The 16,568-nt window shown below is 47.8% G+C and carries 11 protein-coding genes and 1 pseudogene; 4 read left to right on the top strand and 8 right to left on the bottom strand.

The window, feature by feature from the left end:
* The first annotated feature begins 36 nt into the window (after positions 1-36).
* The gene (locus tag NQ510_RS05320; protein WP_009037442.1) at positions 37-1,989 is read left to right on the top strand and encodes a DEAD/DEAH box helicase; all 1,953 of its coding nucleotides are present in this window, start codon (positions 37-39) and stop codon (positions 1,987-1,989) included.
* A gap of 89 nt (positions 1,990-2,078) precedes the next feature.
* Here NQ510_RS05320 and NQ510_RS05315 read toward each other — a convergent pair whose 3' ends face one another.
* Positions 2,079-2,567, bottom strand: coding sequence for a Dps family protein (locus NQ510_RS05315; RefSeq protein ID WP_005826103.1), 489 nt, complete (start codon positions 2,565-2,567; stop codon positions 2,079-2,081).
* 140 nt (positions 2,568-2,707) lie between these two features.
* On the opposite strand from NQ510_RS05315, the gene NQ510_RS05310 reads away from it, so the two are divergent.
* The 3 genes from NQ510_RS05310 (at position 2,708) to ahpF (ending at position 6,169) form a co-directional block, all read left to right on the top strand.
* On the top strand, positions 2,708-3,634 hold the full coding sequence (locus tag NQ510_RS05310) for a hydrogen peroxide-inducible genes activator (protein WP_005826104.1): 927 nt from the start codon (positions 2,708-2,710) through the stop codon (positions 3,632-3,634).
* A gap of 195 nt (positions 3,635-3,829) precedes the next feature.
* Positions 3,830-4,396 carry an alkyl hydroperoxide reductase subunit C gene (ahpC, locus tag NQ510_RS05305; RefSeq protein WP_005826106.1) on the top strand — a complete coding sequence of 189 codons (567 nt, stop codon included), beginning with the start codon at positions 3,830-3,832 and terminating at the stop codon, positions 4,394-4,396.
* Positions 4,397-4,609: 213 nt separating this feature from the next.
* Entirely contained in the window at positions 4,610-6,169 is a 1,560-nt protein-coding gene (gene ahpF / locus NQ510_RS05300; RefSeq protein WP_005826109.1) for an alkyl hydroperoxide reductase subunit F, read from the top strand.
* Between the two features lie 38 nt (positions 6,170-6,207).
* Here ahpF and NQ510_RS05295 read toward each other — a convergent pair whose 3' ends face one another.
* From NQ510_RS05295 to NQ510_RS05265, 7 genes and pseudogenes are all read right to left on the bottom strand, one after another.
* A complete protein-coding gene (locus NQ510_RS05295; RefSeq protein ID WP_005826110.1) occupies positions 6,208-8,346 on the bottom strand; it encodes a S46 family peptidase in 2,139 nt (712 codons plus the stop codon).
* Between the two features lie 16 nt (positions 8,347-8,362).
* A complete protein-coding gene (locus NQ510_RS05290; protein ID WP_005826112.1) occupies positions 8,363-9,733 on the bottom strand; it encodes a TIGR00341 family protein in 1,371 nt (456 codons plus the stop codon).
* A 52-nt stretch (positions 9,734-9,785) separates the two neighbouring features.
* A pseudogene (gene dinD, locus NQ510_RS05285) lies at positions 9,786-10,418 on the bottom strand (DNA damage-inducible protein D); the annotation flags it as partial.
* 180 nt (positions 10,419-10,598) lie between these two features.
* Positions 10,599-12,041, bottom strand: a complete 1,443-nt coding sequence (locus NQ510_RS05280) for a lipopolysaccharide biosynthesis protein (RefSeq protein WP_034525489.1) — start codon at positions 12,039-12,041, stop codon at positions 10,599-10,601.
* A 112-nt stretch (positions 12,042-12,153) separates the two neighbouring features.
* Positions 12,154-13,191 (bottom strand): Holliday junction branch migration DNA helicase RuvB, encoded by a 1,038-nt coding sequence (gene ruvB / locus NQ510_RS05275; RefSeq protein WP_034525480.1) that lies wholly within the window; start codon positions 13,189-13,191, stop codon positions 12,154-12,156.
* A gap of 241 nt (positions 13,192-13,432) precedes the next feature.
* Positions 13,433-14,959, bottom strand: coding sequence for an ADP-ribosylglycohydrolase family protein (locus tag NQ510_RS05270; protein ID WP_005826117.1), 1,527 nt, complete (start codon positions 14,957-14,959; stop codon positions 13,433-13,435).
* A 35-nt stretch (positions 14,960-14,994) separates the two neighbouring features.
* Positions 14,995-16,566, bottom strand: coding sequence for a RagB/SusD family nutrient uptake outer membrane protein (locus NQ510_RS05265; protein WP_005826118.1), 1,572 nt, complete (start codon positions 16,564-16,566; stop codon positions 14,995-14,997).
* Positions 16,567-16,568 lie beyond the last annotated feature (2 nt).

The following is a 16,568-nucleotide window of genomic DNA, read 5'->3' as shown; positions in this document are numbered from 1 at the left end:
CCCGAAATATAAAGATAAAGATATACAGAAGATTTAATGAAGACATTTGAAGAGCTCGGTGTGTCGCCGGAGATACGCCGCGCCATCGAAGAAATGGGTTACGAGCAGCCCATGCCGGTACAAGAGGAAGTAATTCCCTACCTTTTAGGAGAAAACAATGATGTAGTAGCACTGGCACAAACAGGAACAGGAAAGACCGCAGCGTTCGGCCTGCCGCTCATACAGAAGATTAACGTCAACAACCGAATTCCCCAATCACTTATTCTCTGCCCCACCCGCGAACTTTGTTTGCAGATAGCAGGCGACTTGAACGATTATTCTAAATATACCGATGGCTTGCGAGTGTTGCCCGTATATGGAGGCTCGTCCATCGAAAGCCAGATACGCGCCCTGAAACGGGGTGTACACATCATCGTAGCCACACCGGGACGACTGCTGGACCTGATGGAACGCAAAACCGTGTCCCTCGCCACCATACAGAACGTGGTTATGGACGAAGCGGACGAAATGCTGAACATGGGATTCACAGACAGCATCAACGCCATTCTCGCCGATGTGCCGCAGGAGCGCAACACCTTGCTGTTCTCCGCTACCATGAGCCCGGAAATCGCACGCATCTCCAAGAAGTACCTGCGCGATGCCAAGGAAATCACCATCGGACGCAAAAATGAAAGCACCAGCAACGTGAAACACGTAGCCTTCTGTGTACATGCCAAAGACAAGTATGCTGCCCTGAAACGTATTGTGGACTACTATCCGCAGATATACGGCATCATCTTCTGCCGTACCCGCAAAGAAACGCAGGAAATAGCTGACAAGTTGATGCAGGAAGGCTATAATGCCGACTCGCTGCACGGCGAACTGAGTCAAGCGCAGCGTGACACCGTGATGCAAAAGTTCCGCATCCGCAACCTACAACTGCTGGTTGCCACGGACGTTGCCGCACGCGGCCTCGATGTGGACGACCTGACACACGTCATCAACTACGGATTGCCCGATGACACCGAGAGTTATACCCACCGCAGCGGCCGTACGGGACGTGCCGGCAAAACCGGGACTTCCATCGCCATCATCAACCTGCGAGAGAAAGGCAAAATGCGCGAGATTGAGCGCATCATCGGCAAGAAATTCATTGCAGGCGAAATGCCCACCGGCAAACAGATATGCGAAAAGCAACTGCTCAAAGTGATAGACGATCTTGAAAAGGTGAAAGTGAACGAGGAGGAAATCGCCGACTTTATGACCGACATCTACCGCAAGCTGGATTGGCTGAGCAAAGAGGACCTGATTAAACGCATGGTTTCGCATGAATTCAACCGTTTCCTGGATTACTATCGCGGCCGTGACGAGATAGAGACAGCAACCGGTAGTGAGCGTGGTGCAAGAAGTGGCGAGAGGGGCGACCGCAACGACCGTAGAAGCAGCCGCAAAGCAGAACCCGGCTTTACCCGCTTGTTCATCAACCTGGGTAAAATGGACAATTTCTTCCCCAACGAATTAATCAGCCTGCTGAACAACAATACACGTGGACGTGTAGAGCTGGGACGAATTGACCTGATGCAGAAGTTCTCCTTCTTCGAAGTGGAGGAAAAGGAAGCCACCAATGTAGTGAAGGCCCTGAACCGCGCCAGCTGGAACGGCCGTAAAGTATCCGTAGAGGTTGCTGGAGACGAGGGTAAGGAGGCTCCGAGGGGCAAACGTCCGGGTACAGCCGGAAGCCATGGGAAAAAAGAGTTTGACAGCAAGAAGCGCAGTTACAAGGAAGACGGCAAACGGAACGATGCCACCGGCAAACGCAGCGAAAAGGCCGAAAGTCCTGCAAACGACAAGAAGAAAGGCAAGCCCAGCCGCGAAGAGCGGGGTTACACCAAAGCCCGTGGCAAAAAGGATGACTGGAAACAGTTCTTCCAGGGCAACAATGACTTTAAGGATGCAGAGCCCGACTTCAGTGAAGAAGGGTGGGCAAGACGGACACCGAAGAAGAAGTGATATAAACTATAGAAAGATAATAGGGTGATAAAACCGGCAGCATCCGCTACCGTTTTATCACCCTATCCTTTTTCACGACTCTTTATCCTTTATTTCGTGCAGCTTTTCGTACTGAATGCAACGAGCATCCAAACCATTTTCTCCTGCTCTTTCAGGTAGCCGGTCATCAAATCTGCCGTCACGTCATCGCCAGCTTCATTTGCCAGTTCAATTACCTTTCTCTCTTCACCAATCAGGTAGCCGTAAGTCTCGAGGATATGGTCCACAGCCTCACTGCCGCAAGAGATGTCGGACACTTCCTTCACGTTGGCAACCTTCAGGTATTCACTGAACTTATTCTCGGGCACGCCACCCAGCATCAAGATGCGCTCTGCAATCTCGTCAATCTTCTCGGCGGTATCGTCATACATACTCTCGAACTTCTCGTGCAGCACAAAGAAGCCGTGTCCCTTGATGTTCCAGTGCATACCGCGCAAATTGGTGTAATGTACCTGGAAGTCGGCCAATAATTGGTGCAATGCTGATGCTACGCCAGCCACTTTCTTTTCATTCAAATGCAAGTAATCTAAAGTTTTCATAATTCTATTGTTTTAAATATTTATACTATTTTTCTTTTGGATATTGCAAAGATAAGGGGTAAATCAAGGCTTGTCAAACAGATAATTTCTATCTTTGCATAGACGAAGTCTATACATAACCTTCAAATGCCTTGTTCATCATGACTTTACAACAATTGGAATACATCCTTGCCGTCAACCAGTTCCGCCACTTTGCCAAAGCAGCCGAATATTGCCGCGTGACACAGCCCACCCTCAGTGCCATGATTCAGAAACTGGAAGAGGAACTGGACACCCGGATTTTTGACCGCAGCCAGCAGCCGGTATGCCCCACTCCCGTCGGTATCCACATCATAGAACAAGCACAGAATATATTGGTTCAAGCCAACCGTATAAAGAATATTATAGAAGAAGAAAAACACTCACTGACCGGCACCTTCAAGCTGGGCATACTTCCCACCGTAGCTCCTTACCTCCTGCCCCGTTTCTTTCCGCAGCTGATGAAGAAATACCCCGACCTCGACATCCGGGTAGTCGAAATGAAAACAAACGACATCAAGAAAGCCCTGCAGACGGGAGAGATAGATGCAGGTATCGTAGCGAGTCTGGCAGGTATGGAAGAGTTGCAGCAGACGCCGTTGTTCTATGAACAGTTCTTTGCCTACGTGTCGCGCGAAGACGCCCTCTTCAACAACGAGGTAATCCGTACTTCCGACCTGAACGGCGAACAGCTTTGGCTGCTCGACGAGGGCCATTGCTTCCGCGACCAGCTGGTGCGCTTCTGCCAGATGAAGTCGGCACGTGCCAGCCAGCTTGCCTATCACTTGGGCAGCATGGAGACCTTTATGCGCATGGTAGAAAGCGGCAAAGGCGTGACCTTCATCCCCGAACTGGCCGTTCTGCAACTGGGCGATGCCCAGAAAGAGCTGGTACGTTCCTTCGCCATCCCCTGCCCCACCCGCCAGGTCGTGCTGCTGACCAATAAGAACTTTATCCGCCACACGCTGCTCGAAGTGCTGGTTAAGGAGATAAAACTTTCCGTACCCAAGGAAATGCTCTCACTGAAAGCAACCCAAGCAGTCGTATAGATTTCATCTATCGCTCCATAAAATCTTTCAATCGGATTTTTTGTTCTATCGGGGAAAAATGCTATATTTTTGCAAACAGAAAAAGCGAAGGTCGGTTGCACCTCAGCATCATCAAGCAAACTGGCTTCTACATTCTGTCTGCACAATCTTCGCATTGGTAAAACAAAAAACTAAACCTATTAAAAGAGAAAAATTATGGAACCGATCATCAACTCACAACTCCCTGAATTCAAGGTTCAGGCTTTCCAAAACGGAAGTTTCAAAACAGTATCCCACGAAGACGTAAAAGGTAAATGGGCCATTTTCTTCTTCTATCCGGCAGACTTTACCTTCGTATGCCCTACCGAGCTGGTAGACATCGCAGAGAAATATGACCAATTCCAAGCAATGGGCGTAGAAGTATATTCTGTAAGCACAGACTCGCACTTTGTGCACAAGGCATGGCACGATGCTTCCGAAAGCATCCGCAAGATTAAGTACCCCATGCTTGCCGACCCCACAGGCGTACTGAGCCGCGCATTCGGCGTGATGATTGAAGAGGAAGGCATGGCATATCGCGGCACATTCCTCGTAAATCCCGAGGGTAAAATCAAGATTGCCGAGATACAGGACAACAACATCGGACGCAATGCCGACGAGCTGCTGCGCAAGGTAGAAGCTGCACAGTTTGTTGCCACACACGATGGAGAAGTCTGCCCTGCCAAGTGGAAGAAAGGAGCGGAAACTTTGAAGCCGAGCATCGACCTTGTAGGAAAGATTTGATAAGTAATAGGAGGAGCGGGCGCTTTCACCATAGAAAGACGTCCGCTTTCCTTTAAGACGTCCGCAGTACTTGTACAGAAGTACTGTAGTACTTTCAAAGGAGTACCGCAGTACTTTCGAAGGAGTATTGGAGTACTTCCTCACAAGTTCTGCAACTACTCTATATCAAACATATTAAAAGACTATTTTCTCACCCCAAACACCCTATTAATCATGTTAGAAACAACTATATTAGACCAGGTGCGGAGCGTATTCCAGCATTTGGAAGCCCGCTACGTCTTTCACATCACCTATCATCCGGGTCACGAGCAGGCACAAGAGCTTATCGGATTCTTGAAGGATGTGGCAAGCTGTTCCGACAAGCTCTCCTGCCGGATGAGTGAGATAGAGAACCCCGTGTTGGAGTTCACATTGCTGAAAGACGATGTGGAAACCGGCATCAAGTTCCGCGGCATCCCCGGCGGACACGAGTTCACTTCCCTCCTGCTTGCCGTGCTGAATGCCGATGGAAAGGGGAAAAATCTGCCGGACGAAGCAATTCGTCGCCGCATCCGGGCGTTGCAAGGCGACATCAGCCTGCAAACGTATGTATCGCTTACTTGCACCAACTGTCCGGATGTGGTGCAGGCACTGAACATCATCGCATTGCTGAATCCGCACGTCACCCACGAGATGGTGGACGGGGCGCTTAATCAAGAGGAAGTGGATGCGCTGAAGATACAAGCCGTGCCGTCAGTCTACGCTAATGGCAAGCTGCTTCACGTAGGTCGCGGTTCTTTAGGAGAGCTTTTGCAGAAGCTGGAAGAAGCCTTCGGCAGTGCTCCGCAAGAGGACGAAGCACCGATAGAGAGAGATTTCGACGTGCTGGTATTGGGCGGTGGACCAGCCGGAGCTTCCGCAGCCATCTACTCTGCACGCAAGGGCCTACGGGTGGCGATTGTTGCCGAGCGCATAGGCGGACAGGTAAAAGAGACGGTAGGCATAGAAAACCTTATCTCCGTGCCGCAGACTACTGGTGCAGAACTTGCCAACGCACTCCGCACACATATAGAGCACTATCCGATAGAGATTTTCGAGGAGCGTAAGATAGAGAAAGTAAAGTTGCAGGGAACGGAAAAAAGTGTCTCCACCGTAGGCGGCGAGGTGTTCCATGCACCGGCAGTAATCATTGTCACAGGGGCAAGCTGGCGCAAACTGAATGTGGAGGGCGAAGCGGAATACATAGGACGCGGCGTGGCATTCTGTCCGCATTGCGACGGTCCGTTCTATCAAGGCAAGCATGTGGCGGTTATCGGTGGAGGTAACTCGGGGATTGAAGCTGCCATCGACCTGGCAGGCATCTGCCGGAAGGTAACGGTATTCGAATTTGCCGATACACTGAAAGCCGACCAAGTGCTGCAAGAGAAAGCCCGGAGCCTGCCGAATGTGGAAATCTTCACCTCGTCACAGACCGTAAAAGTCGATGGAAACGGGGAAAAAGTAACTTCTATCCGCATCAAGGACCGCCTTACCGGCGAGGAACGCGACTTCCCGTTAGACGGCATCTTCGTGCAAATCGGTTTGGCAGCCAACAGCGCTCCTTTCCGCGACAAGCTGGAAACGACTCCGACCGGGGAGATTAAGATTGACGCTTTCTGCCGTACCACACTTCCGGGGGTATATGCGGCAGGGGATGTATCGAATGTTCCCTACAAGCAGATAGTCATTGCCATGGGCGAAGGGGCAAAGGCAGCACTCTCGGCATTCGATGACCGTATCCGTGGAGTGATTTAGAAAATATCACCCATAAAAGTATAGGCAGGGGGCACACGTTAAGGATTGGCAAGCTTCAGTTCCTGAATCAGATTTCCTGCCTTCCCATACTTCTCAATCATAAACAGTATGTAGCGTACATCTACCCCGATGGTGCGCTGCATCTTCGGCTCATAAAGGATGTCGCTGCTCATGGCTTCCCAGTTCCCATCGAAGGCAAGCCCCAGAAGTTCTCCTTTGGCATTGAACATGGCACTGCCGGAATTGCCTCCCGTAATGTCATTATTGGAGATAAAGCAGACATTCATTTCTCCCTTCTCATCGGCATATCTACCGAAATCACCGGAGGAAAGAAGGGATAGCAACTCAGGCTGCATTTCAAAATCCACATCGCCTGCATGGGCTCTGACTTTCTCCAGAATACCTTTCGCGGTGGTATAATAATCATATTCCGCTCCGTCGAAGGGGGCATAACCGCAGACAGTGCCAAAACTCAAACGCATGGTGGAGTTGGCGTCGGGATAGAAGTTACGGGATGCGTACATACGTCGCACGGCAGAGTTGAACAAACGTTCATTCCGCTCGATTTCACCGGAAGCCTGCTGTACCTGCATATTCATCTCGAATAGCTTCGTGATGAGGTCGATGCCCAAGTTGATGGCAGGGTCATTATATATCTGATAGGTGGTGTCCTGCTCCAGAAAACGCTTCAATCCACGGGGGGTGGTCAGCTCCGAGCGGGCATAAAGACTATCCACATAGGTACGCTCGTTACCTCCGTATTCTGTCGCAATCGTCTGGTAGAGCTCGGGCAGATAGGTGGAATCCACTTGGGAGCGGTATTCTTTCAACAGTGCTGTAAACACTTCCTTGTCAATGCCCAAGTCCAGATTGGCATATTTCTCAACGATAGCTTTCAGATTGGCAACCACCGTTTTCTCTTCCCCCTCAAAGTCGAAGTTGAGGATGGACAAAGCAAGCTGCACCAGTTCCGGACCGTTCAGGAAAGATTCGGCAAAGTAAGCTCTGGCACGATAAGCATCACGGCGGCTCTTGTAGTTCAGCTCCAGGTCGGAAAAAAGATGCAGCAGATGTTCCCGCTCCTCCGGTGTCTGCTGTATCCAGCGACGGAGTTCGGTCTCCATGGCACGCTTCTTGTCCAGCACATGCAGTTTCTTGATGGTGCGGTTCACTCCTATGCTGTTCTTCCAATAATTGGAACTTTCGTCGTATTTGGAAGCGTACTTGATGCGGATGCTGTCACGGCTATCCATTTCACGCTTCCAGATGGCCTGCTTCACACCACGGACATCTATCTGAGCCTGGTTGGTGGTGGTCATCATCTCTTCGATGCCAAAAGAGGAAAGATAGCGTTCCGTACTGCCCGGATAGCCCATCGTCATACAGAAGGAACCCTCACGATAGCCGTCCAGGGATATCAGAGCCACGTATTCGGGATGGTAGGGAACATTGTCGGGAGAGTAGTCGGCAGGACGGTTGTCTTTGCCGGCATAGATACGGAATACGGCGAAGTCGCCCGTATGGCGTGGCCATACCCAGTTGTCAGTGTCCCAGCCGAACTTGCCCACTGAAGAAGGGGGTGCAAATACCAGACGCACATCATTGTAGTCGCGATAAACGGAAAGCCAGAATTCATTGCCTCCATAGTAAGCATCCACAATGCCTATCAGCGTGGAGTCTTTACGAGAAACCTCTTCGCCAATGACCAGCATCACCGAATCTACTACACTTGTACGCTCAGATTCGTTCATATCCGGTTTTACTGCTCCAAGTACCCGACGGGTCACGTCTTGCTGGTGCAAGAGGAAGCGGACGTAAAGTTCCGGATTAGGCAGTTCTTCACTAAGATTACGTGCCACAAAGCCGTCTTTCAGATAGTCGTGCTCCACAGACGAGTGTTGCTGTATGCTGCTGAAGCCGCAGTGATGATTGGTAAACACCAGCCCGTCCCCGGACACCACCACTCCGGAACAAAAGCCTCCGAAGCTGACTACCGCATCCTTCAGAGACGGGCGTTTCGTATTGTATAGCTTGTTGACAGACATCTGCAAGCCCAACTCTTTCATGGTCTGGCGTGTCTGCTTGTTCAGATTTCCCAGCATCCACATCCCTTCATCCGCTTGTCCCGGCAGAGAAAAAAGGAAGCAGACAGCTATCAGTATAAATCTTATTTTCATTCCGTCAATTCTTGTATTATTCAGTAATCAGCCTCAATTGCTTGGCACCCGTACGCGCCTTGAGCCACTCCGCAATCTTTTCCTTCTCGTGCGCACCCGGATGCTTGCCGAATTTCAAGACGGCAAGGGTCACAGTATCCACCCGTACAGAATCTACCGCCAGTTCAATCGCATGAGATATTGATACGGTCTTTACCGACGGGTAGAGCACTTTCAGTTCTGGGATAATCTTCTTGCCCAATTCATCGAAGGTTTTGTATCTTTCCAAATTCTGCTCCAGTGTGGCAATCTTCTGTTTCTGTTCCACCAGACGCTGCTCACTGTTCTTGTAGAAGTCTTCCATCACCATGGCACGGATGGAAGAAATATCCACCGCTTCATTGTTCATACCTTGGAGGACTATCAGCTTGGTATTGTCCAGCTTATAGTCTTTCATCTTGCTGCGGGCAATGGCGATGGAAGCTTCGGGCACCTCCTGCCCAATCAGCACGACACGTATTTCGTGGCCCTTGCCCTCGTGATGGATTTTCTTGTCCAGCACCTGCGTATTCTCAAAGGAGAGCTGCTCGTTGACAAAACGGTTGGCAGCACTCTCAAAGAAGGTATCCTGGACGATACCTACCGTCAGATAGACAGCGGGACACATGGTCAGGATAGCAATCAGGACGATATATTTACGTACTTTCTTCTCCCGGTTCTTATCCACAAACTCCTTGCGCTGGAAGTGCATCACGCGCACGCCCAGGAAAGTGGCAAGACTGATAAACACGGAATTGATGAAATAAAGATAGAATGCACCGAGGAAATAAATCAAGTTACCCGTTGCCAGCCCGTAGCCTGCCGTACAGAGAGGCGGCATCAAAGCCGTGGCAATGGCAACACCCGGAATCACATTTCCTTTCTCTTTGGTAGAGAGCGCCGTCACACCTGCCAAGCCACCCATCAAGGCGATGAATACGTCATAAATGGTGGGTGACGTACGTGCCAGCAATTCCGACTGCCCCTCGGCAACGGGACTCACCAGAAAGAAAATGGTAGCAGTGGTCACACTGAACAAGGTAGTTATCAAGAAGCTCTTCAAAGACCGCTTCATCAATTCAAAATCATTCAACCCCACAGAAAGCCCCACGCCCATGATAGGCCCCATCAGCGGCGAGATGAGCATGGCACCGATAATCACGGCTGTGGAGTTTACATTCAATCCCAACGAGGCCATGAATATGGCGAATATCAGAATCCAAAGATTGGCTCCTTTGAATTCCACTCCCTTACGGATGGAATCTACAGTTTCCAGTTCATTGTCCTTGTCTTTACGCAAATCAAGATAGTCTTTCAGAAAAGTCTTGATAGCGAAGGTATTTCTGTTGTCGGTCGTCTTTTCTTCCATTATCAATTATCAGTTTTCAATTTTCTCTCAATGAAACGCCTCGTAAAACACTGCTGGTCATCTCGGCAGCAAAGTCCTTTGCCTTAATGCCAAGAGTTGGCAAGAAATCTGCCAAAGCACGTTTTTCCGGTGCTCCAAGTTTACGTTTAAGCATAGCAGTGTTCATGCGAAAAAGAGCTTGGTCGCCCTTACTACGTATGATTCCGAACCCCTTGTCATCCACACCACGCTCGTAAAGAACACCAGAGAGGCGTTTCTCTGTCTCTGCCAACTTATGGCGAGCCTGGACACGGTCGTAGTCAAGAAGTCGTTGCTCTATTACCTCTGCCACACGTGTTTGTACAGCAAAGTAATTTTGGGCAAAAGCAATCTCCGACTTACGAGGGTCACCATTTTGTGCCACGAGGTAGCAGGCATAGCGAGTGAGCATAAAGTCTTCAATGTCCTTTGATGCACCTTTAGGCATAAGTATCGTTTTACTGATGCCGGTAAAATGATTACTCGTCTCTACACCAGCGTTTTGGCAAGCCTCCTTAGCTTTTCCTAAAACATTCTCAAACGTTTGCCATTTGGCATAGCCCAGAATGGGATATAATTCGCGAGCACTCCAGCACTCCACGCCTTCGTATTCACACGCAATGGATTCGAATCTTGCGAGGAGATTCTGAATTGCTTCTGATTTAATCATACTTGATTCTGAATTTATTGTTTGCTCTTCTGCACAATCCTTGATTTCAAAACAATCTTTATGCGATTGATTTTTCTGTCCATTGTGTCACTTCAGTTTTAATAACAGTACAAAAGTAATGCTTTTCTTGACAAAACTGTTAAATACGCAATGTTTATCAATCTAACTTCTCTAACCTCACTTCACCAGCCTACCAATGAACGGAATCTGCCTCAACGGCAAGTCGCACTTCACGATATAGGCCACAAAGAGCAGCAACAAAACGGTACGGTACGCCATACGCAGGTAAATATTTTCTATCGGGACATATTCGGCAGCCAGATAGAGTACTGCCGCAAGCAGCACATAACTACCGATAGCCTTCAAGTCATACTGAATGGGATACTTCTTCTGCCCTACGAAATAGGACAGAAGCATGGCGATGCCATAGCCACAGAATCCTGCCCAGGCACAAGCCATATAGCTGTATCGGGGAATCAGAAGTACGTTCATCACTACCAGTACCGTGCAACCTATCAGGGAGAAATAAGCGCCCCAACGCGTCTCGTCAATCAGCTTGTACCAGAAGGAAAGATTGAAGTAGATACCCATAAAGATTTCGGCAGCCATCACGATGGGCACTACCCGCAACCCCGGCCAGTAGTCGCGACCGATAATATGGCGCAGGATGTCCAGATAGAACATGACAGCGAGGAATGCCAGCAGTGTGAAGATGATGAAGAACTTCATGGCTTGCGCATACATCTGCTTGTTGTCCTTGTCCCGGCTCTTCCCGAAGACAAAAGGCTCGTATGCATAGCGGAAGGCTTGTGTAAGCATCGCCATCACCATGGCAATCTTGCTGGCAGCCCCATAAATGCCCAACTGTACGGAAGCTTCCGCCTCATCCGGATAGACAAAAGGAAAAATAATCTTATCCGCCACCTGATTCAGGATACCTGCCAAGCCGAGTACCAGCAACGGCAGACAATAAGCAAGCATCCGCTTCAGCAGTTTTCTGTCCAGCACGTAGGCAAACCCACGCAACTCCGGAATCATGCAAAGCATGATGGTAGAGGTGCATATCAGATTGAAAAGGAAGGCATAACCCACGTCATCCCCTTTCATTCCCACATAATAGAGCAGATTCAGTGCAATGTTCAGGAAGATGAACAGCAGTTTGAGTGCCGCAAACTTAATGGGACGCTTCTTGTAGCGCAAATAAGCGAAAGGAATGCTTTGAATAGCATCCATCGCCACCACAATCATCATCATGCCCACGTACCAGGGATGGTCACCATACTCCAGCCATCCGGCAATGGGGTTGAGGAACAGCAATCCCAATGCAAGAAAGGTAAGCGCCCCCACACTCACACTGAGCAATGTCGTGGAGTACACCCGCATCGGGTCGTCCTCTCCTTTATTGGCAAAGCGGAAGAAACCGGTCTCCATGCCGCACGTCAACAACACCAGCATGAGCGCCACCCACGCATATACATTCGTCACTACGCCATAGCCTCCGCTTTGTGCGGACATCGCCATGGTATATACGGGCACCAGCAGGTAATTGAGGAAACGCCCCACAATGCTGCTCAACCCATAAATGGCAGTTTCTTTTGCCAATGATTTTAATCCGGCCACTTCTTTAATGGTTGTTATGAACACAAAGGCACGGAGGCACAAAGTTTTCTAGGATAAGAGGAAAGAGAGACTTTATGTCTCCGCATCTCTGTATTCGTTTTCTTAAAATGAATCACTCGTCGCCAAACAAGGTACGCTGGCTACTATAGAGGCTTCGCCCCAGATGCTTGTAGGCAAGCTCCGTCACTTCACGCCCACGGGGAGTGCGTTTCAGGAAACCTTCTTTTATCAGGAACGGTTCATAGACTTCCTCTATCGTACCTGCATCTTCGCCCAAAGCAGTGGCGATGGTAGTCAATCCCACCGGACCGCCTTTGAACTTGTCGATGATGGTACAGAGTATCTTATTGTCTATCTCGTCCAGACCATACTTGTCGATATTCAGAGCCTCAAGGGCAAACTGTGCGATTTCCGTGTCAATGCTCCCCGAACCTTTCACTTGGGCAAAATCGCGTACACGCCGCAGCAATGCATTGGCAATACGCGGTGTGCCACGGCTGCGGCTCGCAATCTCGGCGGCAGCCCTTACGGAGCAAGGCACATCGAGGATGCCGGACGAACGACGGATAATGCCGCTCAACACATCATCATCGTAATATTCCAGATGCAGGTTGATACCGAAACGGGCACGCAACGGAGCTGTCAACAGACCGCTACGCGTGGTAGCTCCCACCAGCGTGAAAGGATTCAAATCAATCTGTATGCTTCGGGCAGAAGGGCCTTTGTCTATCATGATGTCTATGCGGTAGTCCTCCATGGCTGAGTACAGATATTCCTCCACTACGGGGCTCAACCGGTGTATTTCGTCGATGAAAAGTACATCATTGGGCTCCAGGCTGGTAAGCACTCCCGCCAAATCCCCCGGCTTGTCAAGTACCGGACCGGAAGTTATCTTGAAACCTACGCCCAGTTCGTTGGCTATGATATTGCTGAGTGTTGTTTTTCCCAATCCGGGAGGGCCGTGAAGCAACACATGGTCCAGCGCCTCGCCACGCAGGCGGGCAGCTTTCACAAATATGCGCAGATTGTCCACCACCTTGTCCTGCCCGCTGAAATCCTCAAAATTCAACGGACGGAGAGCGTTCTCGAAATCACGTTCTCGGCTGGTGACGGGCTGCTGGTTGCGTATATCAAAATCTTCTTGTTCCATTCCAGATTCCTTTGTTTTCTGCAAAATAACTAATTTATTTTGAGATAAGCGATAGAAGTTAGTTTTTTCATGGCTATCTCTCCTACCCAAAAAAAACTGCATGAAAGAAAACTCATTCATACAGTTCTTAAAATCATCCATAAGCTAATCTTGCTTACCTTACCCTATGCAATACTATGTTACATATTAATACCTATTTATTGTTTTTGATATGGTTCCTAATCAGCATAGTATTTCACAATCATTTCTTGCCTTTCGAATAAACGATATAATCCCAAGACTTCAACAAAGCATTAGCACCATCTTTTATGACTTCTACCTTTACTTGATGTTTACCCTCAGGCAGCTGATATTTCCAAAATATATCTAACCGCCGATCATGGAAGTAAGTCGGAAATGCAGCAGCCTTCTCGACCAACTCCCCATCAAGATACAGATTAACTTTCAGTACTGCATCCGGCCGATTCATGTCCCTACGAATAGCCTCCCCACGGAGTACAAATCCCGTACCCTCAAATTCAAAAGTCAGTATATCTATATCGTGTTTAGACAATTCAACCTTAGCCGTGGGATACATATCTGTAAAACTCTGCTCCAAACGTACAGTCTCGGGCCTCTGTACGGCAATTGTCACATTCTCCTTTTCCACTTTTCCTCCATTCCTGCGAATCATCTCCAAAGCATGTTTATTGCTGATAGTGTAAATCTGATCCAAACAGAGTAACGTATACTTGAAATTCTTGCCTTCCGCCCCTCTCAAACCTTTCATCCAATATTCAGGGATAGCATCATAGCCTATCATTGTGCCTAATATCCCTCCTGCAGAAGACGGATTACAATCTGAATCCTGACCTGCCCGCGTTGATATTTCCATTGTCTTAGTGAAATCACCATTGCCATACAATAATCCTAAAACGATGTAAGCGGCATTAATTTTAGCATCAATATCTAATGGATGAAATACTCCATCCGGACAACCGATCTCTTCCGCATGATGTTTCTGAATTTCGAACCAAGTACGTTTCCAATCATCAGGATACATTTTATACCACTCTATCACATCTGCAATACATTTATAGAAACCACTTTCCTCCGGAATCGTCTTTAAAGCCTCAGTAACAATAAACTGGATATCATCAGACACAAAAGCAAGACTATACATGGCACCGACATAAACACCACCATACCAGCCATCGCCATAACACATAAGATGCCCCACCTTATCACTGATTTGAGAAGCTGAATTAGGCATACCCGGATTCATCAGTCCGGCAAAATCTGCTTCAATCTGATAATCAATGTCATCGGCATGTGGGTTATTCAGCCAATGTCCAGGATTGTCCACTCCATGAGCTATATTATACCTCGCAGCCTGATTGGCATGCCATAAATTATAGTCTGCCGTAGCAAAAGCTACAGCAAAATCTTTCACCGAAGCATCCAGCCCTTTTTTCTCCAATACATCTACAAAAGTGAGGTCCATGTAAATGTCATCATATAAATCAGGCCAGGAATCCATCAATCTTTGCACATAACCTTCCCCCCAAGGAATCGTCTGATAATCCTGAATAAAAGTTCCTTGATACCTAAATTCCGTATAACTACCGAAGCTAACCCCGATAGTCTGGCCGGCCCAACCTCCCTTTATCTTATTCTCTAATTGAACCTTACTCATCGTCACTGATGAAGGCAATTTTGAAGCTGCATTACCCATTACAGTCCCCAGCAGCACGCATATACATATTCCAAAGATTCTAAGTTCTTTCATAATTAATTTTTTAATTTATATTTCAATATACCACCCTATTTATACCCCTCATTTTGTTCCAATTTATTATTAGCTTGTATCTCTGACAAAGGAATAGGAAATAAGTTTAAATAAGTTTCTTTAGAAGGTTCGTGAAAAGTCCATTCTCCTTTTGTATAATTATTATCAAAACGTATCAATTGGCTACGCCTCAAACCTTCCAAAGCAAATTCCCGGCCCCATTCATCCAATAAAATTCCAAAACGTACAGGAACACCATTTACATTAGTTGTTTTCAACAAATCAGCTCCAGAGAGTTTGTTGTCACCGTCAAAAGCACGTTTCCGTACTTCATTGACTAACTGTGCCGCTTCTTCCGCATTGCCATTTGTACGTAAAATACACTCAGCTTTCATCAAGTAAACCTCTGCATAACGCATAGCCACCCAATCATTATCCAACGCACGCGAGGTTCCCATTTTAATTTCATACTTACCGCAACGGTAACCTTCAGCCTCTCCTCCATTTTCAAGATTGCTGACTTCCTTTGTATAAATCAAGGGTTTTCCTTCCCAACCAGGAACAAGTCCAGTGCAATATAAGATAGACCCGTCACTGCCATACTGCTGCCCCATTCTCCAGGTTTTCGGTAAACGCTTATCGCCTTCCTCATAAGTATCTATAAAAGTAGGAACAGCACACACCCCATTATCCAACCATGTCTGCAAATTAAAGGTTTTTACATTTGAAGGATGAAGAGTTTTCTGCAAAGCCATGTAAATGGTACTTCCAGTCTTCACCTCATCTGCCGGATAAGCAAATATAATCTCTTGGGAGCCTTCATTCTGGGCATAGAAAGGTGCACTATAATCATTCTCCAAGGCATATTTATTGGAGTTCATTATTTCTGTACAAAGTGCCATGCATTCCGTATACATATTCTTCCCTATCCATGACTCTGCATTCAAATAAAGACGTGCCAGTAACATCTTGGCATTCCATTTATTGAATCTGCCATAGTAAGTCTTTGTATCGTCACTCAGCTTATCAACATTATTTTTTATACTATTCTCTATAAATGCAAACACCTCTTCGCGGCTACTGGTTTCCGGCAAGAAACCTTCCGGAACATCAAACCGGTCTACAATAGGTACATTACCGAAAGCCTCACATAGTATGTAATACCAATAAGCACGGGCTACCTCCAACTCAGCTATTACACTTTCCTTACCAGTAACTTCGAAATCCAAATTGTCAAGCTGATAAATTACCCGATTACAATTACTGATTCCTCCGTAGGCCTGTCCCCAAAGATCTGAGAAATGGGGATCTTCCGGTTTCCATGTATGCTTATGCAGACGTATATAGATTCCTCCGTCAAACCAAGCTGCTCGCGGTGTTACGGCCACATCAGTCGTTTCTTCAAAGTCCCACCACTTACGCCATTCCAGAAGTCCTCTATAATCCGTATATACCGGTGTAATGGCAGCAATGATATCTTTTTCATTTTTATAGAAGTTGTTGTCTACCAACCTATCATAGATTTTCTCATCAAGATTTGTGCAAGAACCAGCCATTGCCCCCAACCCCATCAGGAACAATATATATAAACTATATTTTTTCATCATTC

Origin of the sequence: Bacteroides uniformis, from assembly GCF_025147485.1 — a bacterium.
GTDB lineage: Bacteria > Bacteroidota > Bacteroidia > Bacteroidales > Bacteroidaceae > Bacteroides > Bacteroides uniformis.
This window is presented reverse-complemented; position numbering and strand designations above follow the sequence as displayed.